General features: G+C 64.4%; 23 protein-coding genes and 1 pseudogene. 15 read left to right on the forward strand and 9 right to left on the reverse strand.

Annotation, left to right across the window (positions count from 1 at the left end):
* Nucleotides 1-2: 2 nt before the first annotated feature.
* The 3 genes from QCE83_RS17840 to QCE83_RS17850 are packed head-to-tail and all read right to left on the reverse strand — an operon-like array spanning nt 3 to nt 2,587.
* A complete protein-coding gene (locus tag QCE83_RS17840; RefSeq protein ID WP_309813569.1) occupies nt 3-1,193 on the reverse strand; it encodes an LLM class flavin-dependent oxidoreductase in 1,191 nt (396 codons plus the stop codon).
* Nucleotides 1,194-1,239: 46 nt separating this feature from the next.
* Nucleotides 1,240-1,722: a heme-binding protein gene (locus QCE83_RS17845; RefSeq protein WP_309813571.1), complete on the reverse strand. Its 483-nt coding sequence runs from the start codon at nt 1,720-1,722 to the stop codon at nt 1,240-1,242.
* On the reverse strand, nt 1,667-2,587 hold the full coding sequence (locus QCE83_RS17850; protein ID WP_309815468.1) for a dihydrodipicolinate synthase family protein: 921 nt from the start codon (nt 2,585-2,587) through the stop codon (nt 1,667-1,669). The genes QCE83_RS17845 and QCE83_RS17850 overlap by 56 nt, the downstream gene beginning before the upstream one ends.
* Before the next feature lie 174 nt (nt 2,588-2,761).
* On the opposite strand from QCE83_RS17850, the gene QCE83_RS17855 reads away from it, so the two are divergent.
* Nucleotides 2,762-3,478, forward strand: coding sequence for a peroxiredoxin (locus tag QCE83_RS17855; RefSeq protein WP_309813574.1), 717 nt, complete (start codon nt 2,762-2,764; stop codon nt 3,476-3,478).
* Entirely contained in the window at nt 3,475-3,918 is a 444-nt protein-coding gene (locus tag QCE83_RS17860) for a metalloregulator ArsR/SmtB family transcription factor (protein ID WP_309813577.1), read from the forward strand. The genes QCE83_RS17855 and QCE83_RS17860 overlap by 4 nt, the downstream gene beginning before the upstream one ends.
* Before the next feature lie 231 nt (nt 3,919-4,149).
* Here the strand turns inward: QCE83_RS17860 and QCE83_RS17865 are convergent, their stop codons facing one another.
* Nucleotides 4,150-4,728: a DUF4865 family protein gene (locus QCE83_RS17865; protein WP_309813579.1), complete on the reverse strand. Its 579-nt coding sequence runs from the start codon at nt 4,726-4,728 to the stop codon at nt 4,150-4,152.
* Between the two features lie 116 nt (nt 4,729-4,844).
* Here QCE83_RS17865 and QCE83_RS17870 point away from each other — a divergent pair, with 116 nt between their 5' ends.
* The 7 genes from QCE83_RS17870 (at nt 4,845) to QCE83_RS17900 (ending at nt 12,483) form a co-directional block, all read left to right on the forward strand.
* Nucleotides 4,845-5,690: a LysR family transcriptional regulator gene (locus QCE83_RS17870; RefSeq protein WP_309813583.1), complete on the forward strand. Its 846-nt coding sequence runs from the start codon at nt 4,845-4,847 to the stop codon at nt 5,688-5,690.
* Nucleotides 5,691-6,012: 322 nt separating this feature from the next.
* Nucleotides 6,013-6,669 carry a peroxiredoxin gene (locus tag QCE83_RS17875; protein ID WP_309813586.1) on the forward strand — a complete coding sequence of 219 codons (657 nt, stop codon included), beginning with the start codon at nt 6,013-6,015 and terminating at the stop codon, nt 6,667-6,669.
* 546 nt (nt 6,670-7,215) lie between these two features.
* Nucleotides 7,216-8,223, forward strand: a complete 1,008-nt coding sequence (locus tag QCE83_RS17880; RefSeq protein ID WP_309813589.1) for a methionine ABC transporter ATP-binding protein — start codon at nt 7,216-7,218, stop codon at nt 8,221-8,223.
* A complete protein-coding gene (locus tag QCE83_RS17885; protein WP_309813592.1) occupies nt 8,223-8,888 on the forward strand; it encodes a methionine ABC transporter permease in 666 nt (221 codons plus the stop codon). Before QCE83_RS17880 ends, QCE83_RS17885 begins: the two co-directional genes overlap by 1 nt.
* Before the next feature lie 46 nt (nt 8,889-8,934).
* Nucleotides 8,935-9,819, forward strand: a complete 885-nt coding sequence (locus QCE83_RS17890) for a MetQ/NlpA family ABC transporter substrate-binding protein (protein WP_309813594.1) — start codon at nt 8,935-8,937, stop codon at nt 9,817-9,819.
* Nucleotides 9,820-9,826: 7 nt separating this feature from the next.
* Complete coding sequence (locus tag QCE83_RS17895; RefSeq protein ID WP_309813600.1) at nt 9,827-11,167, forward strand: LLM class flavin-dependent oxidoreductase; 1,341 nt, start codon at nt 9,827-9,829, stop codon at nt 11,165-11,167.
* Nucleotides 11,168-11,205: 38 nt separating this feature from the next.
* Nucleotides 11,206-12,483: an acyl-CoA dehydrogenase family protein gene (locus QCE83_RS17900; RefSeq protein ID WP_309813603.1), complete on the forward strand. Its 1,278-nt coding sequence runs from the start codon at nt 11,206-11,208 to the stop codon at nt 12,481-12,483.
* Here QCE83_RS17900 and QCE83_RS17905 read toward each other — a convergent pair.
* From QCE83_RS17905 to QCE83_RS17915, 3 genes are all read right to left on the reverse strand, one after another.
* Nucleotides 12,453-12,620, reverse strand: coding sequence for a hypothetical protein (locus QCE83_RS17905; protein WP_404985006.1), 168 nt, complete (start codon nt 12,618-12,620; stop codon nt 12,453-12,455). The two genes, QCE83_RS17900 and QCE83_RS17905, sit on opposite strands and share 31 nt — an antisense overlap.
* Nucleotides 12,621-12,688: 68 nt before the next feature.
* Nucleotides 12,689-13,531 carry a CmcJ/NvfI family oxidoreductase gene (locus QCE83_RS17910; RefSeq protein WP_309813604.1) on the reverse strand — a complete coding sequence of 281 codons (843 nt, stop codon included), beginning with the start codon at nt 13,529-13,531 and terminating at the stop codon, nt 12,689-12,691.
* Nucleotides 13,532-13,582: 51 nt separating this feature from the next.
* Nucleotides 13,583-13,819 (reverse strand): hypothetical protein, encoded by a 237-nt coding sequence (locus QCE83_RS17915; protein WP_309813607.1) that lies wholly within the window; start codon nt 13,817-13,819, stop codon nt 13,583-13,585.
* Between the two features lie 88 nt (nt 13,820-13,907).
* On the opposite strand from QCE83_RS17915, the pseudogene QCE83_RS17920 reads away from it, so the two are divergent.
* A pseudogene (locus tag QCE83_RS17920) lies at nt 13,908-14,111 on the forward strand (metal ABC transporter substrate-binding protein); the annotation flags it as partial.
* A gap of 308 nt (nt 14,112-14,419) precedes the next feature.
* On the opposite strand, the gene QCE83_RS17925 reads toward QCE83_RS17920, so the two are convergent.
* Entirely contained in the window at nt 14,420-15,061 is a 642-nt protein-coding gene (locus QCE83_RS17925; RefSeq protein WP_309813611.1) for a peroxidase-related enzyme, read from the reverse strand.
* A 209-nt stretch (nt 15,062-15,270) separates the two neighbouring features.
* Between QCE83_RS17925 and QCE83_RS17930 the strand changes: the two genes are divergently transcribed.
* The 5 genes from QCE83_RS17930 (at nt 15,271) to QCE83_RS17950 (ending at nt 21,354) form a co-directional block, all read left to right on the forward strand.
* On the forward strand, nt 15,271-15,858 hold the full coding sequence (locus tag QCE83_RS17930; RefSeq protein WP_309813613.1) for a peroxidase-related enzyme: 588 nt from the start codon (nt 15,271-15,273) through the stop codon (nt 15,856-15,858).
* A 12-nt stretch (nt 15,859-15,870) separates the two neighbouring features.
* Entirely contained in the window at nt 15,871-17,070 is a 1,200-nt protein-coding gene (locus tag QCE83_RS17935) for an acyl-CoA dehydrogenase family protein (RefSeq protein ID WP_309813615.1), read from the forward strand.
* A gap of 374 nt (nt 17,071-17,444) precedes the next feature.
* The gene (locus QCE83_RS17940) at nt 17,445-18,329 is read left to right on the forward strand and encodes an NAD(P)-dependent oxidoreductase (protein WP_309813619.1); all 885 of its coding nucleotides are present in this window, start codon (nt 17,445-17,447) and stop codon (nt 18,327-18,329) included.
* Between the two features lie 170 nt (nt 18,330-18,499).
* Nucleotides 18,500-20,542 (forward strand): bifunctional 2',3'-cyclic-nucleotide 2'-phosphodiesterase/3'-nucleotidase, encoded by a 2,043-nt coding sequence (locus QCE83_RS17945; RefSeq protein WP_309813624.1) that lies wholly within the window; start codon nt 18,500-18,502, stop codon nt 20,540-20,542.
* Nucleotides 20,539-21,354, forward strand: coding sequence for a tetratricopeptide repeat protein (locus QCE83_RS17950; RefSeq protein WP_309813625.1), 816 nt, complete (start codon nt 20,539-20,541; stop codon nt 21,352-21,354). The genes QCE83_RS17945 and QCE83_RS17950 overlap by 4 nt, the downstream gene beginning before the upstream one ends.
* Nucleotides 21,355-21,378: 24 nt before the next feature.
* On the opposite strand, the gene QCE83_RS17955 is transcribed toward QCE83_RS17950, so the two are convergent.
* Nucleotides 21,379-22,269: an NAD(P)H-binding protein gene (locus tag QCE83_RS17955; protein WP_309813628.1), complete on the reverse strand. Its 891-nt coding sequence runs from the start codon at nt 22,267-22,269 to the stop codon at nt 21,379-21,381.
* Nucleotides 22,270-22,295: the final 26 nt, after the last annotated feature.

Here is a 22,295-nt window from a genome sequence, read left to right on the forward strand (position 1 = left end):
TCTCAAGCCGCCGGCGCCGGTACCGGCGTGCGCAGACCGCGCGCTTCGAGCAACGGCAACACGTTCCCGGCGAAAAATTCGAGTTCCGGCGCGTAGTCGTAGAAGCCGATCTGCACGCCATCGAAGCCGGCTTCATGCAGACGTTGCAAGGCGTCGGCCACGTCGTTCGGGTCACCCACGATCTGGATATGACCGCCGAGCACGCGATCGGCCGGCACGTGCTGCTTCCAGCCTTGGGCGTCGCCGCCGCTGTGGCGCGCGGTGTACGCGTTGATCGACGCGAGGTCCGCCTGGGCGACGATGGCGTCGCGGTAGGCGAGCGCTTCCTCGCGGGTCGGCTTGCAGATGATCAGCGGGAAGATGATGACCTTGGGCGAACGGCCCGTGCCCGCGTAAGGCGCCCGAATCTTCCGCACGTGCTCGGGCAAGGCCTCGATCGCGCGCTCGAATACCGCGCCCGCGGGGCTCGAGGTGAACACGATGTCCGAGTGTTTCGACGCATACTCGAAACCCGCCTGCGACGCGCTCGCCGACACCATGATGGGTCGCCCGTAGCGGGGACGCGGCGACACATAGGCGCCTTCGAGCTGATAGAAACGGCCTTCGTGCGTGAGATTGTCCTGCCCGTCCCACAACCGTTCCATCACGGCGGAGAACTCGTCCGCGCGCTGATAGCGTTCATCATGGGCGATGCGCTTCATGCCGAACATCAGCGGCTCGGCGGCGTCATAGCCCGTCACGATGTTCAGGCCGAACTTGCCGCCGGAAATGTGGTCGGCGGTGGCCGCGAAACGCGCGAGATACAGCGGATGCAGATCGCCGTACAGCACGTGCACGGTCGAGATGGTGATGAGCCGCCGCGTGAGCGCACTCAGTGCAACCGTCGACATGAACGGGTCGAGAAAATTCTCGCGATATCGGGACTCGCCGCCGAAGCCGCCTTTCGGAATCCATTGCTGCAGGCCGAAGACAAACTCGAAACCATGCGCTTCGGCGCGCAAGGAGAGCGTGCGGTTATAGTCGAACGACCAGTCCGTGCCGCGCGGATAGGTTGATTGCGAAAAGCCTCCCGTCTGCGTCGGCAGGAACAGGCCCAGCATCAGCGGCTGACGCGCGGCCTGGGAGAGCGGGCTATCGGGGAAATCGAGCGGGCCGCGCTGAACGGTGCCCGGTGCATCGGAAACGGTCGACATGGCCGTACGCCTTGAAACGGAATAAGTCATCAGCGAGCCGCGTGGCTCACTCCTTGAACCCGGTCTTTTCCCGGAAAAATTCGATCGCTGCCTGGGCAACCACGAGGTCCTCGTCGGCGGTTCCCGAACTCACGCCGACGCCGCCGACGATCACGCCATCCACCGTCACCGGCAGACCGCCGCCGATGATGCTGAAATGGCCGCCATTGGTGATGTGAATGCCGAACGTGCCCTTGCCCGGCTGACACAGCTGGTTGTAGACGTGGGTGCCCTTGCGCGCGGTGGCCGCTGTGAAGGCTTTATCGACCGCGATGCTGATGCTGCTGACCTTGCCGCCATCCATCCGCTCGAATGTGATGAGATGACCTGCCTCGTCGGTCACGGCGGTGCACATCGGCACGCCCAGTTCGCCGGACTTGAGGCGTGAGCCTTCGATGAGAATGGCCGCTTCGGCAACGGAAAGTCGTTTGATTTCAAGCATGGTGTGAAGTCGCGTGGCTGAGATCGGTGGAAGAAAGGTGGCCGGCAAGTTGCGCGGCTTCGTCGGCGGTGAACGTGCCGAATGGCGGATGCGGCTCGCCGATTCCTCGTCCGAGGGCGGCGAGCGCCGCCTTCATCGTGGGACCGAGGCCGCGATGCATCCAGAGTGCGGGGAACAGCGATAGCTGCTGCTGCAATCGCGCAGCCTCGGGCAAATCGCCCCTGGAAAACGCCGCGATGATCTTGCCGCCCAGCTCCGCCACCGGCGGCGGCATCGTGGCGCCGCTGCCACCGAGTTGAAGCGAGATCAGCAGCATCTGCGCGGTGGTCAGATACTGCGCGTGACCGGCCTTGTCGATCTGCTCGATCAGCCGGCCCACGCGCGCCAGATCCCGCGAGCTCTCCTTCAGGTATTTCACGCGTTCGAGCTTCGCGAGTTCGAGCGTCGCATCGGGAGACAGATCGGCGCCCGGACCGGCGTTCAGATACAGCATCACCGGCAAGCGCGTTTCCTTGCCGATGAGTTCGACGTAACGCACCAGTTCGGCCGTGGTCGGCGCGCCGCCGAACGGCCGCAGCGGTGCGAGCAGCTGGATAGCCGCGGCGCCGATCGACTCCGCCAGCTGAGCGAGTTCGACGGCCGTCCGAAACGACGGATGCGAGACGCCGACCACCACCGGCAGGCGGCCCTCGACGGCATCGGCGGTCGCGCGTATCAACGCCTTGCGCTCGTCGAACGGCAAATAGTGATACTCCTGCGTCTCGACGCCCGCAGCGACGATCATCGTGGCGCCGGTGTACTTCACGACATAGTCGACGTGCTTGCCGAGAAGCGCATGATCTACCTCGAGCGAAGCACTGAACGGAGTGAGCGGCGGAACGACAAGAGCGCGAGGCTGCGGCGGCTTGACCATATTCACTTGCAATAGTTCGTAACTGTAGTTAGATTAGCGACGGCTTCCGCTTGAGAGCGAAGCATGAAGCGGGTATGCGCCGCAGTATCGATTTAACATTTTCGCAAGTCAACGAACGAAAAACACTTTCGTTATTCTTTAAACAGCGTCCTGGCGCTATGACCGAGCATCTGCATGGAAAGCAACGCGGAAGGATTGTCGGGATCACGCCCCCCGTTTCTGTACGAAGCGGCGCCTGACTTCGAAGCGCGCTCGACGATGGGCATGATTTCGTCGGCGTCGTACCGGGGTAAATGGCTTCTGTTCTTCTCACATCCGGCTGATTTCACGCCGGTGTGCACGAGCGAACTGATTGCCTTCGCCCGCATTGCGCCGCAATTCAAGGCGCTCGATTGCGAACTGCTCGCGCTTTCGATCGACGGTCTTTACTCGCATCTCGCCTGGCTGCGCAGCATCCAGGACAACTTCGAGATCGACATACCGTTTCCGGTGATCGAGGACCCGTCGATGGCAGTGGCGAAGGCGTACGGCATGTTGCCGCCGAAGGCCGTGTCGTCGAGTACGGTGCGCGGCATGTTCCTGATCGACCCCGAAGGCATCATCAAGGCCATCAGCTGGTATCCGATCTCGACGGGGCGTTCGGTCGAGGAAGCGTTCCGCCTGTTTCAGGCCGTGCGCATGACCTATCTGGAAAACCTCTACGCGCCCGCGGACTGGCAACCGGGTCTGCCATGCGTGGTGCCTCCGCCGAAGACCATTGGCGACGCCTCCGCGCGACTGTCAGAGGACAACGTTTCTGACTGGTATTACCAGACGCGAACGAGCACGCGCAGCGGCGAGAAGCCGGTCCGCGCAAGAACGCGAAGCGGACGCAAGGAGCCGCGGCGATGAGCATCATCGATCCGAACAACGCTGAACTCGGGGCGGTAGCGAACTGGTTGCGCCTCATCAGTCATCCGAGCCGTCTGGCGATCGTGCTTCTTTTACGGGATGGACCGCGCGCTGTGTCAGAGATCGAGACAATGTTGAATCTGCGTCAGCCGAATCTGTCGCAGCATCTCGGCGTGTTGCGCGACTCGCACATGCTGGCCGCTACCCGGCAAGCAAAATCGGTCGTGTACGAACTGGGCGACGGGCCATCGCTGGCGCTGATCAAGGCTATCGAGACGGCGCTGCAGGCTTCGCAAGAGGCGCCAGCGGACTCGCCCCCTTCGATCGTGGAGCCCGGGCGCGACGCAGCCGCGCAGAGAGTGGACACGCGCAGCGGATCGGCCGAAACCGATGATGCCGCGATGTTTGCGCATGTCGTCATACGGCGCGATAACGCCTGAAGTCGTGCCGGCCTCACCCTGCGCCACTCCGGGTCGCGCGCGCCGTCGAGGCGCGCGGTCTCGTCAAATCGAGTGTGCGTCATCGGCTTGCAACTAGCCCAAGCCGAACGATGGCCGCGACTATCGTGGTCAGGGCAACGAGCAGGCCGATGCCGAGACCAAGCCCGAGCAGGTGCGCCACGCAAGCCTGACGAGCGGATATCCCGCGCCGTCGCCCTTTTAACGCAGACATCATTCGTCACTCCGTGCGAGCAGATGCAGAAGCGGCCGCGAGAGGTAAAGAACGCGATAGGTCGTGCCCGACGCCCGCTCCTCAGGTTCGCGCTCCGTCAGCACGTGGCGCGTCAGCCGCCACGCTGCCGTGTCCACGCTGAGCGTCGCGGCGACGACTCCCGGTTGCGCCGCATAGTCGCGATTACGCGCCACCTCTTCCGTGATGAATGTATCGACGTCGCCGTTGGACGGAAAATCAGACGCTTCGACGCGCGCGAACCCCGCGTGAGTGCCATCGCCTTGGCGTGCATCGAGTGCGATCTGCGTCTGAATGGCCGCGCGACCGAACGTCTTCGTCACGTGCCGATAACGCCCTTCGACCAGAAAGTTGCGAAACGCCGCATCATGGCGCCATAAATACAAGGACGCATAGCGATTGTCGGTCGCGCCATGCTCACCATCCTTGCGAAACAGAAATGCCTTGAAGTGCAATTCGGCCACCTCGTCCCAGAACTTGCCGCGCGCCTGCGCACGTGCGGCGAGTCCATCGGTGTCGTAATCGGCCGGCAGACGATGTTGATAAAGGACCGTGAGCATCGACGCGTTCTCCATGAAGATTGAGTGGACACAGCGTACGGGCAACGCCATCATCGTGGAATGCTACGTTTGCAGTTTCAGTGATTGACGATCTGAATGATTCGCGACGCCCACTCATGAGAACGCTGGATATCGATGCAGTACATGCCTTCGTCCTGACGGCCGATCTGAAAAGTTTCACGCGCGCCGCCGAAGCGCTTGACACCACACAAGCCACGGTCAGTCTGAAGATCGGACGTCTGGAAAAAACGCTCGAACGCCGGCTGCTCGAACGTACACCGCGGCAGGTGCGCCTGTCGGCGGACGGGTCGGCGTTCATTGACCATGCGCGCGCGTTGATCGCCGCACATCAGAGCGCGCTGAATGCGTTCGTGTCGGGGCGTCGGCGGCTGGCGATCGGCGTCAGTCATCACGTCATCGGCAGCGAACTCCCCGCCCTCATCAGGCAACTCAGCGACGAAGATGCGGGCTTGCTGCTGGAAGTCCGCGTCGCCGCTTCACGCGATCTTCTCGATGCCTTCGATCAAGGAACGCTCGATGCCGCCGTGATCCTGCAACATGACAGCCGCCGGCTCGACTGCGAAACGATCGCCACACAATCGTTCGGCTGGATGGGCGCGCCGGACTTCTCGCAGCGACCGCGGGAGCCGCTCCGCGTCGCCACTCAGGCAGCACCTTGCAGTGTGCGCAGCATGGCCGTCGATGCGCTCGACGCCGCAGGCATTGCGTGGACAGAAGTGTTCGTTGGCGGTGGCGTATCGACCATCGGCGCGGCCGTGTCCGCGGGACTCGCCGTCGCGGCGCTGGGCACGCGCGTGTCTCCGGCAGGAACCGTTGATCTCGGGCCGCAATGGGGTCTGCCCGCTCTTCCCGCACGCGACATCGTGCTTTATTCAAATCACACCGATGGTCAGGCGCGTCAGGCGTTGCGCCGCCTGGCGTCGGCCATCCGTGCCGTCTGAGTCCGGTCCATTCTTCCTGCGCCCGCTTCCGCAGTAACAAGATACCGGGCCACCGTCCGAGAAGAGTCAGCCCTCGACACATCCGTAGAAGCGTCGATTGTTGTCATTCGTGTGCGCCGTGTGCCGCGCACGGGAACAGCAAAGCAAATGCTTCGCTCGCATTGCAAAGCATGCTTTCATGAGCATGAAAATCGAGTAGCATCGAACACAACGCTCTTTCCACTGAAAGACGTTGTCGTCAGCAACGCTCGCAGTCACCGCACGCCGAAGCACGCGATATTCCCTGGAAGACTTTGTTTATCTGAAAACGTGGAGAGCACCCATGTCCATCCGTATTGGCGATGAAGCGCCCGATTTCACTGCAGAAACGACCGAAGGCACGATTCACTTTCATGAGTGGATCGGCGATCAATGGGCGATCCTGTTCTCCCATCCGAAGGACTTCACACCCGTCTGCACCACCGAGCTCGGCTATCTCGCGAAGCTCAAGCCCGAGTTCGACAAACGCAACGCGAAGGTGATTGGCTTGTCTGTCGATCCGGTCACGAATCATGCGCAATGGGCGAAGGACATCGAGGAAACGCAGGGCGCCGCGGTCAATTACCCGCTGATCGGCGACGCTGATCTGAACGTGGCGAAGCTCTACGACATGATCCATCCGAACGCGAGCGGCGGCAGCCCGCGCACGGCCAATGACAACGCGACCATCCGCGCGGTCTTCCTCGTCGGGCCGGACAAGAAGGTCAAGGCCACGTTCACTTATCCGATGAGCGCGGGCCGCAACTTCGACGAAGTGCTGCGTCTGCTCGACAGCCTGCAACTGAATGCGAAGCATACGGTTGCGACGCCGGTGAACTGGAAACCCGGCGAGGACGTCATCATTCCAACCTCAGTCTCGGATGAAGACGCAAAGAAGAAATATCCGGAAGGCTTCAAGACACTCAAGCCTTATCTGCGCACAGTGGCACAGCCAAAATAAGTCGAGCCTGGTGGCGCGCCGGAGCGCGGGCCGCATCGCCGGTCAGCGACTCCGCCGCCAATCGGCCCACCCGTCTCGCGCGGCAAATCAACTCGCACATCAAACAAGCCGGCACTGTTGGGGGGCGCAAGGGCGGAAAGGCTGCCCGGCACCGCATCGAGCTTCCGTCTCATTCTCCTTAAGCAATCGCACGCGGCGTTCATATCGATCTCGCAAAAGATTGGTTGTGTACGGCCCGCCGCAAATCTAGGCTCTTCCCGTTTGCGGCTTTCGACGGCACCCGCGTCGCGCGCCATTCAGCTCCTTCCATCCTTCTTCGTATCGATGCCGGGCACTCCATCTGGTTCGCCTCAGCGACGCCGGTAGGGCGAGTTCGTCGACCACGTGGCGCTCGTGCTGCGCGAACGCGGATCTGATGCTGAGGGACAAACGGCTCGGGCGCGGCCCCGCCCTTCCCGATCATCATCCGGGGCGCATGCTGCGGCATCGCGCCCCGGCAATACGTTAGTGAGACGTCCCTTCAACCATCAACACATTTCAGCCCAGATGAGCCACGTATTCCGGCTGGAGCACGTCAGCAAGACCTTCAGCCGCTCCGGTCAAACCTTTCACGCGCTCGACGACGTCACGCTCGACATTCCCGCAGGCTCGTTCTACGGCATCGTCGGCACCTCGGGCGCGGGCAAGAGCACGCTGCTGCGGCTCCTGAACCGGCTCGACACGCCGAGCGCCGGCGAGATCCACTTCCATGACACGCCGCTGTCGACGCTGCAGGGCGCCGCGCTGCGCGACTATCTCAGCAAGGTCGCGACCGTGTTCCAGCACTTCAACCTGTTCCACGGCAAGACCGTCCTGGAGAACATCGAGCTGCCGCTCGCGGTGCGCGGCGTGCCGCGGCAGACACGCCGCAGGAAAGCCGAGGAGCTCGTGCAACTGGTCGGCCTGCAGGGCAAGGAGCACGCCTATCCGTCGCAACTGTCGGGGGGACAGAAGCAGCGTGTCGGCATCGCGCGCGCACTCGTCGCGGACGCGGAGGTATTGCTCTGCGACGAAGCCACCAGTGCCCTCGACTCGGACACCACCACGCTGATCCTCGATCTGCTGCTGGACCTGAGGCAGCGCTTCAACCTCACCATCGTGCTGATCACCCATTCCTGGGAAGTCGTGCGTTATGCCGCCGATTCCGTGACGCTGATCCAGCACGGCAGGATCGTCGAGACGGGCGCGGTGCGCGAACTGCTTCACGACGCCGACTCATGGCTCGGACGCCAGCTCCTGCCGGCGCCCGATCTCGGCCATGCGCCGCCGCATGGCTGGCTGCGCTACGAGCTGATCCTCGCCGATGTGCGCCGGCAGAGCACCTTCTTCTCCGACGTCGCGCGCCGTCTGGGCGTAACCGCCGCGGTCGTGTCGGGCGGCGTCGAGCGGCTCGGCGGCGCGGACGCCGCCCGCTTCAAGGTGGACTTCGATCTGCGCGGCCACGCGCCGTCGATCCGCGAAGCACTCTCCGCACTGTTGCGTCAACAGAGCATCGTGCTCGGCAAGGTGGCCTGATGACGCGCAACTGGGCCCAATACATTCCGGATTTCTGGGAAGCGCTCGGACAGACGCTGTATATGGCGTCGCTCTCGGGCGTGCTGGTGATCACCCTCGGCATCGCAATCGGACTGCTGCTCTATCTGAGCGCGCCCGACTCGTGGCGGCCGCGGCCGGTGCTCTATCACATCGTCAACGGCATCGTGAATGCCGGCCGGTCGATTCCGTTCATCATCATGATCGTGATCCTGATTCCGGTGACGCGCGTGGTGGTCGGCACGCCGCTCGGACCGGTCGCCGCCCTGTTTCCGCTGACGGTCGGCTTCACGCCGTTCTTCTCGCGGCTCATCGAAGCAAACCTGCGCGAGCTCGACCAGGGACGTATCGAAGCGGCCCGCGTGATCGGCGTGACGACCTTCCAGTTCGTGTTCTGGATCCTGTTGCCCGAGTCGCTCTCGGCCATCATCGGCTCGGCCACCATCATCCTCGTCGGTCTCGTGGAGGGCACCGCGGTGGCGGGCGCGATCGGCGCGGGCGGCGTCGGCGATTTCGCGTTGACCTATGGCTATCAGCGCTGGTTCACCCAGTTGATCGTGCTCGCTGTCGTCTCGATGGTCCTGATCGTGCAGTTCATCCAGATCAGCGGCGATACCTGGATCCGCCTGCGCAAGCACAAACGCTAGAAGGCTTCCGGGCCCCGCTTCACTCAATCCCATAAGGAAAACGTTCATGTCTTACGCACCTGATCGCGCCCGTCGGAAGCGCCTGCATGCCGCGCTGGCGCTCGCCCTCGGCATCGTCTTCAGCGGTTTCGCCACGCATGGCGCGCACGCGGCCACCGTATCCGGCGAGCCGCTCAAGGTGTACGTGACGCCGACGCCGCAGGGCGACGTGCTGCGCTACGTGCAGAAACTCGCCGACCAGGACGGCAGCGGCCTGAAACTGAAGGTGATCGAGAGCAGCCAGGGGCTCGATTCCAACGAGCTGCTGTTCAAGGGCGACGTCGACGCCAATCTGATCCAGCACCGGCCCTACTTCAACTCGTGGATCGCCGCGCATCCCGACGCGAAAGGACGCATCGTCAATGTCGCCACCGTGCTCACCAACGTGTTCGGTCTGTACTCGGTCAAATACCATTCGGTGAAGGACATTCCGGACGGCGCGTCCATCCTCGTGCCGAACGAGCAGACCAACCTGCCCCGCGCGCTGTTCATCCTTCAGAACGCGGGCCTCATCAAGCTGAGCTATCCGGGTTCGGATGGCTCCAGCGCCGCCGTGGCGATCGACGAGAAGAACATCACGGCCAATCCGCATCGCCTGAAGTTCGTGCCGACGGAAACCCAGCTGCGCGCGAAGTCGCTCCCCGATGTGCAGGCGTCGTTCATCAACGGCGACATCGCGCTCACCAACGACGTCGATCCCGGCACGGCCCTCGCGATCGAGGAGAAGCAGAACAATCCTTACGCCAATGTGCTGACCACGCGCACGGAACTGGTGAAGGATCCGCGCATCCAGTTGCTGATCGGCTACCTGACGGGCCCGAAGGTCGGGAAGTTCATCGCCGACAACTACAAGGGTTTCGTCGCGCCCGTTCCGCAACGTCTCGTGCAGTGAGGACATCATGACCAGACCGACCCGCCAGTTCGCCCTGGGCGCCTTTCTGATGCAGACGGGCCACCATATTGCCGGCTGGCGCCATCCCGACGCCCAGGCCGATGCCGGCAGCAACTTTCGTCACTACGTCGAACTTGCGCGCATGGCCGAAGCCGCCAGGTTCGACACGGTCTTTCTCGCCGATTCGTCGGGCGTCCGGAGCCGCCATCTGCCGTCACTCGCCCGCACCGCGCGCAGCGACTTCATGGACCCGGTCACGCTTCTTTCGGCGCTCGCCGCCGTCACGGAGCGCATCGGACTGATCGCCACCGTCTCCACCTCGTTTAACGAGCCCTACAACGTCGCACGCCGCTTCGCCACGCTGGACCAGATCTCGGGTGGCCGCGCGGGCTGGAATCTCGTCACGTCGAGCAGCGCCGAGGAAGCGCAGAACTTCAACCGCGATGCGCTGCCGGAACACGCGACGCGCTACGAGCGCGCCGCCGAGTTTCACGACGTCGTGCTGGGCCTCTGGGACTCGTGGGAAGACGACAGCTTCGTGCGCGACAAGGACAGCGGCATCTATCTGGATACGGACAAGCTTCACGCGCTGAATCACCGCGGCAAGCATTTCCAGGTGCGCGGGCCGCTGAACGTCAACCGCTCGCCGCAGGGACGTCCGGTGGTGGTGCAGGCGGGCGCCTCCGAAGACGGCCGCGCGCTCGCCGCCCGCACCGCCGAAGTGATCTTCGTTGCCCATCAGACCTTCGACGAGGCGCGCACGTTCTACGCGGACATCAAGGGCCGCCTGCCGGCCTTCGGCCGCGATCCCGACGACGTGAAGATCATGCCGGGCATCTTTCCGGTGGTAGGCCGCACGCAGGCCGAGGCCGAAGAGAAGTTCGAGGCGCTGCAATCGCGGGTGGATCCGGTGGTCGGCGTCGCGCTGTTGTCGACGGTGATCGGCGGGGTCGATCTGTCGGGCTACGACGTCGATGGTCCGATTCCCGAACTGCCCGAAACCAATGGGCCGAAGAGCCGCCAGCATCTGCTCGTGGAACTCGCGCGACGCGACCGGCTGACGATCCGCCAGCTCTATCTGCGCATTGCCGGCGCGCGCGGGCATCAGCAGGTCGTCGGCACGCCCGCGAGCATCGCGGACCAATTGCAGCAATGGTTCGAGGAAGGCGGCGCGGACGGCTTCAACATCATGGCGCCGTGGTTTCCCGGCGGCCTGCAGGAATTCATCGATCTGGTGCTGCCGGAGCTGCGCCGGCGCGGCCTGTTTCGCACCGAATATACCGGCCGCACGCTGCGCGAGCATCTCGGCCTCGAACGTCCGGCGCACGCGCGCGCGGTACACGGCTGAGCACCCTTCTACCCACTCTCTTCAGGGACACGACCACCATGACCCAGGCAGACCTGCCATCGTCGGCGAAAGCCGCTGTCGCGACCGACCCGCTCGCCGCATGGGGCGCGCCGCCCAGTGCGCGCTACGAGGAACTGGCCGCCGGCTTCCGGCCGCTGTTTGCGCGGATTCGCGCGAGCGCTGTCGAGCGCGAGCTGCAACATCGGCTGCCTCATGAGGAGATCGCGTGGCTGCGCGAAGCCGGCTTCACCCGCGTGCGACTGCCGCGCGAACGCGGCGGCGCCGGCGCGACCTTGCCCGAACTGTTCGGCTTGCTGATCGAACTCGGCGCCGCCGACACCAACGTCGTCAATGCCGTGCGCGCCCACCTCGGCTTCGTGGAAGACGTCCTGACCGCCCATGAGAAAGAGTGGCGGGCACACTGGCTCGGCCTGCTCGCCGACGGCGCGCTGATCGGCGCGGGACTCTCGGAGGCCGGCGGCGCGAAGGTCGGCACGTTTGCGACCGAACTCACGGAGACTTCCCAGGGGCTGCGCCTCAATGGCCGGAAGTTCTACACCACCGGCTCGCTGTTCGCCGACTGGGTCGCGGTGGCAGCCCAGCGCGGCGAGGAAACCGTGTTCCTGCAGGTGCCGCGTCAGGCGCCAGGGGTGGACGTGGTGGACGACTGGGATGGCTTCGGTCAGGCGCTCACGGCAAGCGGCACGGCCATCTTCGAGGACGTCGCCGTGAAAGCGGAGTGGGTCCGTCCGGGCACCGCGCGCTTCCCTTATGCGGTGCCGTTCTATCAGCTCGTGCATCTCGCCTCGCTGGCCGGTATCGGCCGCGCGCTTGCCGACGACGTCGCGCGTCGCGTGCAGCAGCGCGACCGCGTCTACAGTCACGGCAACGCGGCACGGGTCGCCGATGATCCGCAGATTCTCCAGGTGGTCGGACGCGTGCATGGGGCGGCATACGCGGCGCGCGCCATCGTGCTGCAGGCTGCGAACGCGCTGCAGCGCAGCTACGAAACGCAGCTCGACCCGGCGGCCGCCGACCTGCAACGCGACAAGGCCAACGCCGAAGCGCACGTGGAAGTGGATCAGTCGGTGACGGTGATCACACGGCTCGTGCTCGACGCCAGCACCGAACTGTTCGACGCACTGGGTGCATCGGCCACCTTGCGCACCGAAGGACTGGACCGCTACTGGCGCAACGCCCGCACGATCTCGTCGCACAATCCGCGCATTTACCGGGAGCGGCAGGTGGGCGCGTACGTCGTCAACGGGACGGTGCCGCCAGCGTCTTACCGGGTTGGCACGGGCTCGACATCGTGAAGACCCGGCAGCGCCACACCCCAGCGCTGCCGCAGCGTGTCTTCCTCGTAGTCGTGACGGAACAGACCGCGAGCGCATAACAGCGGCACGACTTCATCGACGAACACATCGAGGCCTTCGGGGAACACGTCCGGCATCAGGTCGAATCCATCTGCGGTCCACGCGGCGCGCCTGCGCGGCGGACCCGCGGCCGGCGAGCGCTGAATCAGAAGAACAACAACGTCCTCAGTTCGATGCTGCGACGCGGCTTCGCATCGGGCAGCGAAGAAGGATCTTTGAATGCGGTGTGCGCGGTGAAACGCGCCACGCCGTCGCCGGCGGAATCATGGATCTTGATCAGCAGCGCCTCGTCCGGCGTCATGTCCGGGAAGTAATACCAGCGGTGCGCCGGGTTGTGCACGAAGGCATAGGTCTCGCCGGTCATCGTTGGATAAACCAGGTCCTGCGCCACCGCATCGCGCAAGTCGATGCTGCGCGAGTCGCACAGCGCAAGCGGGGATGACTCCACCGGCTCGCCGACCGGGCGCCAGAGATTGACGATCGCAAAACGCCCGCTCAACAACTGATCGGCCTCTTCAGCCGGAAGATGATCGCGCACCCGGCGCGGTCCGGAGACGAAGGTCTGATCGTTATGGATGCGCAGCACCGGCTCCCGGACGCCCTGCGCCCGATCGGCATGGCCATCCCGCAGCGTGTGATCGAAGATGACGACGCGCCTCGCGCCGGTCCACGTCTTGAGCAGCCGCTCGGACTGCGCATAGTAGACGGAGCGAATCGCCGCATCGTCGGAGAAATCGTTCAACGCCGGCGTCGAACGGTGCAATTCGAAGCCGTTCCGATCGAGCGACAGCCCTCCCGGCGGCGGCCGCAAGCGCGCATTCGAAATTCTGACCGCGTGCGCGCGATACTCACCGGTGCTGCGCGGTACGCCCGCAGGAGGGTCGTACGCATAGGAGACCGGCCGCACGCCCGTGGGCACGAGGTAGTTCAGTTCGGCCTCGACTTCAGCGAGCCGGGCAGCTTCTCTTTCGACGACAACATCGCTCATGATGTGCTCCGCGATCGGTGATCCCGTCCGGGTAGTCCGCTTGCATCCGGGTCAGTGCAATGGCGCTTCCGTATGCAGTTGGAGCCCGTCGGCGGTGTGGCTCATGCCGAAATAGCCGGCGCGCGCATAGAGCGCAATGCATTCGAGCCGGTCTGCGCGCGTTGCTGCCTCCTGCAGCGGGCTTCTCGCCGCCGCGTCCACGCCGGCGGCACGCGTGCCGAAGCGTCCCCGCAGCCGGGTTGCCGGACCCGAGAGCGCGTGCCAGCAGTGCGTCAGGAAATGCGACATGATCCGCATCCAGAAAGGTTTCAATGTCACCAATCTAGGCCGGTGAGAACGGTTCCACAAACAAGCTTTTCTGCAAAGCAATGCATCTGCCGGCATCAGGATTCCGCAAGAACGCATTGCGCAGGAGAGCGTGTCGGACAGCCCGTATCGCAGCTTCATCGCCGTGAATGCGAAGGACGCCAGCGCGCCCTGGGTGAAGACGATCGTGGACAACTATCTGCACGCCCATGTCGCCTCGACGATCCTGAAGGTCTGTCACGGCGCGACGCTGCTGCCCGCGTGGTACGGCTCAGCGGCGCGCCTGCGGCTCGTGTGCCATGAACATCGCGCACTGGTCGCGCGGCATCACGAGCCGGTCGTGAATCAGGCACAGCCGGCTCCGCCCCACGCTTTCACCGTAGGCCGACCCGAATGACGCCAGCCCCGCAATGCGCAACGCCAGCAACGCGCGATCATCGGCCCAATGTGAAGGCGCGTCGTCAGTCCGATGCTCAGGAAGCAGAACGTGAAGGCCCAGGTGCGCAACGCGACGATCGGTGCACGAAAGTGTCTTATGGGTATTCGAGTCAGCCCGGCGGCACCGGAACGAGATGGGCGTGCTTATTCGGTCCGCACATCGCGCCCGGCGAAAAACTCGTTATCTGGCAGGACGTTCAAGGCGATGGTCAGACGATTGGCATAGTTGAAAAACGCCGAGATCTCAAGGACCTCGGTCACGGCCTGCGACGTAAAGCCGAGGGCTCGCAAGTTCTGCAGATCCGCTTCGCCGATGCTGCCCGCGTCGCGTGTCAGGCGCTCCGAAAGCTCGGCGAGCGCCGCCTCCTTGGGCGCGAGCCGCACATGATGGAAGCCTTGCGCGATGCGTTGCGCGCGCACGGTGTCGCCGAGCACCTTGGCCAGGGCCTGCGTGTGATTGAAGACGCAATAGCTGCAGCCGTTCGCCGCGGACGTCACGACCGCGATCAACTCGCGTTCCGCCGCGGTCAGATGACTGCGGTGCGGCTCGAACAGGTGTTCGTAAAACGTGACGAGCCGGTACGCCGTATCGGGGTTGATCGCGAGGGCCGCGAGCCAGTTGGGCACGAAGCCGTACTGGCGGCGAAATTTCGCGTAGATCTCGGCGACGTGCGGCGGCAGCCGGCTTTCATCGGGCGTGCCAAAACGCGAGACTGGTTCGGCATCGATGACAGCGGGATTCAAATGATGAGCGGATACGGTGGCTTCGGGCGCAAGTGTGGACATCGTGGAGCCTCCCTGCGGGATGAAAAGAGGAAGGTGCTCAAATTAGCGCACTCGCCGATGCTTCGTATGGCTGATTTCTCATAAGCATAGCGATCGCGGCCTCATCATCGTCCATCCGGAATAGCAAATCGCAAATCGATATTGGAACCCGCGTACGGCGGCTGCGCATAATGATTCGCACCTGCTTCCCTGAGCGCGAGGAGTCCGACATGGCAGAAGTCCTGACCGAGCACGTGCGCGAGGAACCCCACGTCCTGAGCCGGCTCGCCGTACCCGCACCCGATACGCTGGACGAAGAGATCCGCGCGCTCGTCGAGCGCCACGGCGGTGACAACTGGATACGGGCGCTCGCCCTGAATCCCGCTACCGCGCGCCGCTTCGCGCAGTATTTCGAAGGGCTCTTCGATCCGGCCGGCGGCCGTCTGCCGATCGAGGAACGTGAGCTGATCGCGGTGATCGTGTCGCGCACCAATGGCTGCGGCCTCTGCGCGATCCATCATGCGCATGCGCTCGGCACGGCGCTGGGCGATCGTGCACGGGCGCGCCGCATTGCGCTGGACCATCACCTCGCCGATCTGTCGCCGCGTCAGCTGGCCTTGGCCGAGATCGCGGAGCGCATCACGACGAGCCCGCGCGAAGTCCGTCCCGCCGACTTCGATCGCCTGCGCGCGCTCGGCCTGAGCGATGCGGACATCCTCGAAGCGGTCGAGACCGCGTCCTGGTTCAACCATACGAACCGCATCTTCATCGCGACCGGCGTGGTGCCGGACGAGAAATATTTCACGGCGCTGGCGTAAAGGAGAGCATTCATGAGCGCAGTACTCGAATCCTTGGACACGCCAACTCCGAAGGCCAAGCCACGTCTGTTGTCCGATACCCTGCTGGAGGCCATCGGCGCGCGCGCCGCCGCCTATGATCGCGACAACCAGTTCTTCTCCGAAGACCTGAGCGATCTGCATGACGCCGGCTTCCTGCGAGCCAGCGTGCCGGTCGAATTCGGCGGGCTCGGACTCACGCTGCCGCAGCTTCTGCGTGAGCAGGCGCGGCTCGCGGCGCGCGCTCCCGCCACCGCACTCGCGCTGAACATGCATCTGTACTGGGTCGGTGCGGCGCTGCACCTGCACCGGCTTGGCGACCCCTCCGGACGATGGATCCTCGAAGAGGCCGGCGCGGGCAAAGTGTTCGCGGCGGGTCACGGCGAACCGGGCAACGACCTCGGTCTCGCCTGGTCGTCCGTGAAGGCGACGCCGCTTCCCGACGGCGGCTACCGCTTCGACGGCCGCAAGATCTTCACCTCGCTCGCGCCGGCCTGGGACTGGCTGGGTGTGCACGGCATCGACGAATCTGATCCGGATAATCCGCGGATCGTCCATGCATTCATTCACCGCGACGCGCCGGGTCATCGTACGGTGCAGACATGGGATGCGCTCGGCCTGCGCGCCACCCGCAGCGACGACACCTGGCTCGAAGGCGCGATTGCACCGCGCGACAAGGTGATCCGCATACTGCCCGCCGGCATTCCGAACGATCCGTTCGTCGACGGCATTCTCGGCGCCGTCCTGCCGGGTCTCGCGGCGGTCTATTACGGCACTGCCAAACGCGCGTTCGATATTGCGGTCGAGTCCGCCCGGCACCGCAAGTCGCCTGCCATCGGCGGCAAGACCTATGCGTTCAAGCCGCTCACGCAGCAGGCGGTGGCGCAGGCGGCCATCGAACTGGACAGCATCGAGGCGCTCTTCGAACGCGCCGCGAATCGCTGGTGGGACGGCTACGACGAGGACGAGCCCTGGATCGCCCATCTGCTCGCCGCCAAGCAGCATGCCGTCGACGGCGCATTGCGCGTGGTGAACCTCGCGCTGAAGATCGCCGGTGCGGCATCGCTGTCGCGCAATCACGAACTCGAGCGGCTCTATCGCGATGTGCGCGCCGGCGCGTTCCATCCGCCCAACGCGGACCTGAGTCACGAGGTCATCGGTCAGGCCTGGCTGGGCGTGCTCGGACAGGTCTGAAGGGCACGAAGCGCGCGGCAACCCGCCCTGCGCCGCATACACGGCGCGGGGCGTTCGTCATGGTGGTTCGAAAAGTTACGCTCGACCCGGATGGTGCGCCAGGTCAGCGTTTCGCCACCTGCTGCAAGCGCTCGACAGCCATGAGAAGACAGATCGTCTCGCAAGACATCACTTACGCGCCGCCTTGCTTCACCCGTGCCTGATCGCCACCGTTTTGAGATTAGCCGGGGCTTCCAGGAAAGAGGATGGTTTCGAGTTCTTCGAAGAGACGATTTCAGGAATTCGCATTCACAGCATCGCCGCGGGGCGTTAGATTGCATGCTATCGCGCGCGTGACCGGCAAGCGCGCGCCCATTCCATGCAACGGGACAGACATGAAACAACGAATCGGCATGATCGGCATTGGTTTGATGGGCCACGGCATCGCCCGCAACATCATCAGGCATGGCTATCCGCTGACGGTGGTGGAGCATCCGGGCAACCAGCCGCTCGCTGAACTGATCGCGGGCGGCGTGAAGACCATCGGTTCGGGCGCGGCGCTGGCGGAGCAAGCCGACATCGTCATCCTGTGCGTCACCGGTTCGCCCGAAGTCGAAGCCGTCTTGACGGGCCCGGATGGCGTGCTGGCAGGGCTCAGGCGCGGCGCCATCGTGATCGACTGTTCCACCGCGGTGCCCGGCTCCACGCTGCGCATGGCGGCGCAGGTCGCGGAAGCGGGCGGCCTGCTCGTCGACGCCCCGATGACGCGCAGCGTCAAGGAAGCCCACGAAGGCCGCCTGAATCTGCTGGTCGGCGCGGATGCCGCCACCTTTGAAACGATCCGCCCGCTGCTGACGTGCTTTGCGGAGAACATCGCGCATGTGGGCGGCACGGGCGCGGGCCACACCATGAAGCTGCTGCACAACTACGTGTCGCTCGGATCGGTTGCGCTGATATCGGAAGCGGCGGCGTGCGCGAAACGCGCGGGCGTCGCGCCCGAGGTCTTCGCCGATGTGCTCGCCAAAGGCGGCGGAGGCGGCGCGGCGCTGGAACGCGTCAGGCCGTTCCTGCAAAGCGGCGAGACCTCGGGTTTGACCTTCCATATGTCGAATGCGCTGAAGGACCTGAGTTACTACGTCGATATGACGAAGGACATGACCGCCACGCACGCCATTGCCGACTCGGTGAAGGCGACTTATGCGAGAGGCGTCGAACTGGGCGGCGCGCATTGCCCGGTGCTGCGCCTTTCCGACCTGATGGGCGAGGACTCGTTCCTGTAGCGCTCGCCGGCCAATCAGGCGCTTGCGTCGGCGCCAAACAGACCGTCTACCGAGAATCGGTCAACCGCTAACCCGGGAGCCGCCGCAAAAAATCACCTGAGGCTGTCGGTCTCCTGTCACAAAGCTTTCGTAGTCTCTCTGCTTCGACGATAACGAGTGGAGAACCTGGGATGACGACGGAACGCAACGCGCTGCTGGCTTTGGCCGTGACCTCGACGGCCCTGCTTGCCGCCTGCGGCAGCAATGACGACAACAGCCCGCCCGCCACGCCCGCCGTCGCCGACGGCACGAAGGCAACGCTCGCGATGCTGGAAACGACCGACATCCACACCAACGTGCTGAGCTATGACTACTTCAAGCTCGCCGAGGACAAGTCGATCGGTCTGGAACGCACCGCGACGCTGATCGCCGCGGCGCGCAAGGAATTCCCGAACACCATGCTGCTCGACGACGGCGACACGATCCAGGGCACCGCGCTGTCGGACTATCAGGCGCTGGTCTCGCCGATCGACTGCAAGACCACGCTGGCCGTCTACAAGGTGATGAACGCGCTCAACTACGACGCGGGCACGATCGGCAATCACGAGTTCAACTACGGCTTGCCGTTCCTCGCGCAGGTGACGGGTTCGAAGCTCGACGTGCCGAACCTGCCGCCGGTCGCGCAGCAGCAGGCCTGCTCGGGTCCCGCGTTTCCGCTCGTCCTGTCCAACGTGTTCGGCGCGAAGAGCGCGCAACCGATCTTCAAGCCCTACACCATCGTCACGCGCAACCTGCAAGCCACCGGTCCGGACGGCAAGACCGTCACGGTGCCGGTTAAGGTCGGCGTGATCGGCTTCACGCCGCCCGCGATCATGTCGTGGGACAAGCGCAATCTCGACGGCAACGTCTACACGCAAGGTCTCAAGGAAAGCGCGGAAAAATACGTGCCGCAGATGCGCGCGGAAGGCGCGCAGGTCGTGGTCGCGCTGTCGCATGGCGGGCTGGACAACTCGCCTTATTCGCCTTCGATGGAGAATGGCAGCTACTACCTCTCGACCGTGCCGGGCATCGACGTGCTGATGATCGGTCACTCGCACCAGGTCTTTCCGGACGCGAGCAGCACGGTCGCGCAGTTCAACCTGCCGGGCGTGGACAAGGTCAAGGGCACCGTCAACGGCATTCCGACCGTGATGGCAAACTTCTGGGGCAAGCATCTGGGCGTGATCGCGCTGTCGCTCACCTATTCGAAAGGCGCATGGGCCATCGATAAGAATGCGACCAAGGTCGAAGCGCGTCCGATCCAGAACGCCGACAAGACCTACGTCGCCGCCGATCCGTCCGTATCCGCCGCGATCGCCGCCGAGCACCTCGCGACCATCAACTACGTGAAGACGCCGATCGGCTCGACGGACTTCCGCATGACCACCTACTTCGCCGATGTCGGCGACGTCTCGGCCGTGGAGATCGTCAACCAGGCGCAGGCGCAATACGTGTCGGACTACGTCGCCGCGAACCTGCCAGAATACGCGGGCATTCCGGTGCTTTCGGTGAGCGCGCCCTTCAAGAGCGGTTTCGGCGGCGGCACCGATTTCACGGACGTGTCGGCGGGCAATGTCGCGATCAACAATGCAGCGGACCTGTACCTGTATCCGAACACGGTCTACGCGGTCAAGGTCACGGGCGCCGATCTGAAGGCATGGCTGGAAACGGCGGCGCAGCGCTTCAATCGCATCGATCCGGCGCAGACGGCCGCCCAGGAACTCGTCAGCTCCTATCCGGGCTACAACTTCGACATGATCACGTCGAAGGACTTCAGCTATGAGATCGATGTGACGCAGGCCGTCGGCAGCCGCATCAGGAACCTGAGCTACAAGGGCACGCCGGTGGCGAGCGACCAGGCGTTCATCGTCGCGACGAACAACTATCGCGCGAGCGGCGGCGGCAATTTTCCGGGCCTCGACGGCAGCAAGACGATTTACGCCTCGCCCGATGCGAACCGCGACGTGCTGATCTCGTACATCAAGAAGGTCAAGGCGATGACCTCGGCGACGAACGGCATCGACCGCAGCTGGCGCTTCACCAAGGTCAGCACGCAAGGCCCGGTCACGTTCAAGTCGGCGCCGAACCTGGCCGCGCTCGCGCAGACGCAAGGCATCGCCAACGTCACGCAGACCCAGGCCGACGACGGCACCGGCAAGGGTCTCGCCGTGTACTCGATCAATCTCGCGCAATGAACCGGCGCCTGATGTGGATCGGCGCGTTCGTGCTGGCCGCTTCGGCGGCGTGCAGCGCGATCGCGCTGTCGCGCACGACCGGGCCGCAGGTCGACGAATGGCGCATGCGTGCGCTGTCCGCTCGTGACTGGACCTCGCTCACGAAGCTGCGCGCGGCCTCGTGGAGCGGCAGCGATACAGCGGCGTTCGCTCTCGGCTCCGTGCTCATCGGCGACGGGGATGCGGCGCGTGTGCATGAGGGCATCGGCTGGCTCGAACGCGCGGCAGGCGCAGGCGACGTGCGGGCGCAACTGCTGCTCGGCCGCGTCTTTCTGAACGGCGCATCGGGCGTCGCGACGGATTATGTGCGCAGCCGCCTCTGGTTCGAACGCGCGGCGCGGTCGCTGCCCGCCCTGCCGCCCGCGTCTGCGCTCGCCGTCGAGGACGATCATGCGGATGAGCACGCGGAGGACCACGGAGATGAGCACGCGCCACCCGCCGGCGCACTGGCCGCGTATTCGCTGGCGTCGATCCATCGCAACGGCTACGGCGTCCCGCGCGATGCCGCCGTGGGCTTGCGCTGGCTCACGCTGGCAGCGACATGGGGCGTGCCGCAGGCGCAGTTCCAGCTCGCCAACGTCCACCGCGAACGCGGCGACGAGCGCCAGGCGCTGGTATGGCTGCGCCGTGCGGCGGCTTCCGAAAATCCCGAAGCGAATCTGGCGCTGGCCATCGCGTATCGCAACGGCGAACTCGGCTTGCGCAAGAACGAAGGCGATTACTGGACCTACGTGAAGGAAACCTTGCACGACTACAAGCATCGCGCGCAGTGATATTTGAATCCGATGCCTGTTCAATCACCCTCGGTCATGACGCTGCGGCAGCAGTGGGCGCAGCGCGTCGATCAGTTCCGTGGTGCCGTAGCAGACCTCACCCACGTTCTCCTCGATGTCGACGACACCTCCTTGATTCACGGCGTCAGTGGCCTTGATCAGGAGATCTGCAAGAGTTGCGGGCATGTTGTGCTTCATGATCTCGGCCCACTGCACGCGAGGCACCGATTGAGCATGAACCGGCCGACCCGCAAGTTCGCTGAGCACCGTCGCCACATCGCCGGCACTGTAGCGCCGTGGCCCCTCTGCATGATAAATATCGACGCCTGTCCTTCCCTCTGCCCGTAACAGCAACGCTGCGGTGATCTTGCCGAGGTCCGGAGCCGAGATGGTGGGAACCAGCCTGTTCACGGGGTCGAGGAAGGTCGGAAGGCGGCCCGACTCGATTGCTGCCGGAATTACTCGCGCCCAGTTCTGCATATGTTCCGCCGAACGTACGACGATCGTATGGCCGCCGACTCGAGCAAGCTGCTTCTCGAACTCACGGAACACGCTCGGCATTCCGATGTCATGCGCGACATGCGCGCCATAGTCCGAGACTGCCAGCGTGCGCCCGGGGCGCGCTTGCCTGAGCGCTGCAGCCAGACTCGCGATTGATCTGCGCAGATCTTCGGCCGGATCCTGGGCCTGCGGCGTCAGCGGAGCGACGACTTGGACGGCGTCCGCGTCGGCGATCGCGCTGCCAAGGGCGTCCGCATCCTGCAGATCAGCGAACACGATTTCGCATCCGATCTCGGCCAGACGAGCCGCCTTTGATTCACTGCGCAGGACGGCTCTTACCTCCACGCCAGCCTGGCGCAGTGCCAACGCCGTTGCAAAGCCAACTTTTCCCGCAGCGCCCACGATCGCATACATTGCAAAATCCTCGTTGAGATGAGGCT

The organism is Caballeronia sp. LZ034LL (assembly GCF_031451215.1).
GTDB lineage: Bacteria > Pseudomonadota > Gammaproteobacteria > Burkholderiales > Burkholderiaceae > Caballeronia.

Bases quoted from the DNA above. Each gene is read 5' to 3' on its own strand.
- QCE83_RS17840 (WP_309813569.1), bottom strand. From the start codon at position 1,193: ATGTCGACCGTTTCCGATGCACCGGGCACCGTTCAGCGCGGCCCGCTC.
- QCE83_RS17850 (WP_309815468.1), bottom strand. From the start codon at position 2,587: ATGGTCAAGCCGCCGCAGCCTCGCGCTCTTGTCGTTCCGCCGCTCACT.
- QCE83_RS17855 (WP_309813574.1), top strand. From the start codon at position 2,762: ATGGAAAGCAACGCGGAAGGATTGTCGGGATCACGCCCCCCGTTTCTG.
- QCE83_RS17860 (WP_309813577.1), top strand. From the start codon at position 3,475: ATGAGCATCATCGATCCGAACAACGCTGAACTCGGGGCGGTAGCGAAC.
- QCE83_RS17865 (WP_309813579.1), bottom strand. From the start codon at position 4,728: ATGCTCACGGTCCTTTATCAACATCGTCTGCCGGCCGATTACGACACC.
- QCE83_RS17870 (WP_309813583.1), top strand. From the start codon at position 4,845: ATGAGAACGCTGGATATCGATGCAGTACATGCCTTCGTCCTGACGGCC.
- QCE83_RS17875 (WP_309813586.1), top strand. From the start codon at position 6,013: ATGTCCATCCGTATTGGCGATGAAGCGCCCGATTTCACTGCAGAAACG.
- QCE83_RS17880 (WP_309813589.1), top strand. From the start codon at position 7,216: ATGAGCCACGTATTCCGGCTGGAGCACGTCAGCAAGACCTTCAGCCGC.
- QCE83_RS17885 (WP_309813592.1), top strand. From the start codon at position 8,223: ATGACGCGCAACTGGGCCCAATACATTCCGGATTTCTGGGAAGCGCTC.
- QCE83_RS17890 (WP_309813594.1), top strand. From the start codon at position 8,935: ATGTCTTACGCACCTGATCGCGCCCGTCGGAAGCGCCTGCATGCCGCG.
- QCE83_RS17895 (WP_309813600.1), top strand. From the start codon at position 9,827: ATGACCAGACCGACCCGCCAGTTCGCCCTGGGCGCCTTTCTGATGCAG.
- QCE83_RS17900 (WP_309813603.1), top strand. From the start codon at position 11,206: ATGACCCAGGCAGACCTGCCATCGTCGGCGAAAGCCGCTGTCGCGACC.
- QCE83_RS17905 (WP_404985006.1), bottom strand. From the start codon at position 12,620: ATGCCGGACGTGTTCCCCGAAGGCCTCGATGTGTTCGTCGATGAAGTC.
- QCE83_RS17910 (WP_309813604.1), bottom strand. From the start codon at position 13,531: ATGAGCGATGTTGTCGTCGAAAGAGAAGCTGCCCGGCTCGCTGAAGTC.
- QCE83_RS17915 (WP_309813607.1), bottom strand. From the start codon at position 13,819: ATGTCGCATTTCCTGACGCACTGCTGGCACGCGCTCTCGGGTCCGGCA.
- QCE83_RS17925 (WP_309813611.1), bottom strand. From the start codon at position 15,061: ATGTCCACACTTGCGCCCGAAGCCACCGTATCCGCTCATCATTTGAAT.
- QCE83_RS17930 (WP_309813613.1), top strand. From the start codon at position 15,271: ATGGCAGAAGTCCTGACCGAGCACGTGCGCGAGGAACCCCACGTCCTG.
- QCE83_RS17935 (WP_309813615.1), top strand. From the start codon at position 15,871: ATGAGCGCAGTACTCGAATCCTTGGACACGCCAACTCCGAAGGCCAAG.
- QCE83_RS17940 (WP_309813619.1), top strand. From the start codon at position 17,445: ATGAAACAACGAATCGGCATGATCGGCATTGGTTTGATGGGCCACGGC.
- QCE83_RS17945 (WP_309813624.1), top strand. From the start codon at position 18,500: ATGACGACGGAACGCAACGCGCTGCTGGCTTTGGCCGTGACCTCGACG.
- QCE83_RS17950 (WP_309813625.1), top strand. From the start codon at position 20,539: ATGAACCGGCGCCTGATGTGGATCGGCGCGTTCGTGCTGGCCGCTTCG.
- QCE83_RS17955 (WP_309813628.1), bottom strand. From the start codon at position 22,269: ATGTATGCGATCGTGGGCGCTGCGGGAAAAGTTGGCTTTGCAACGGCG.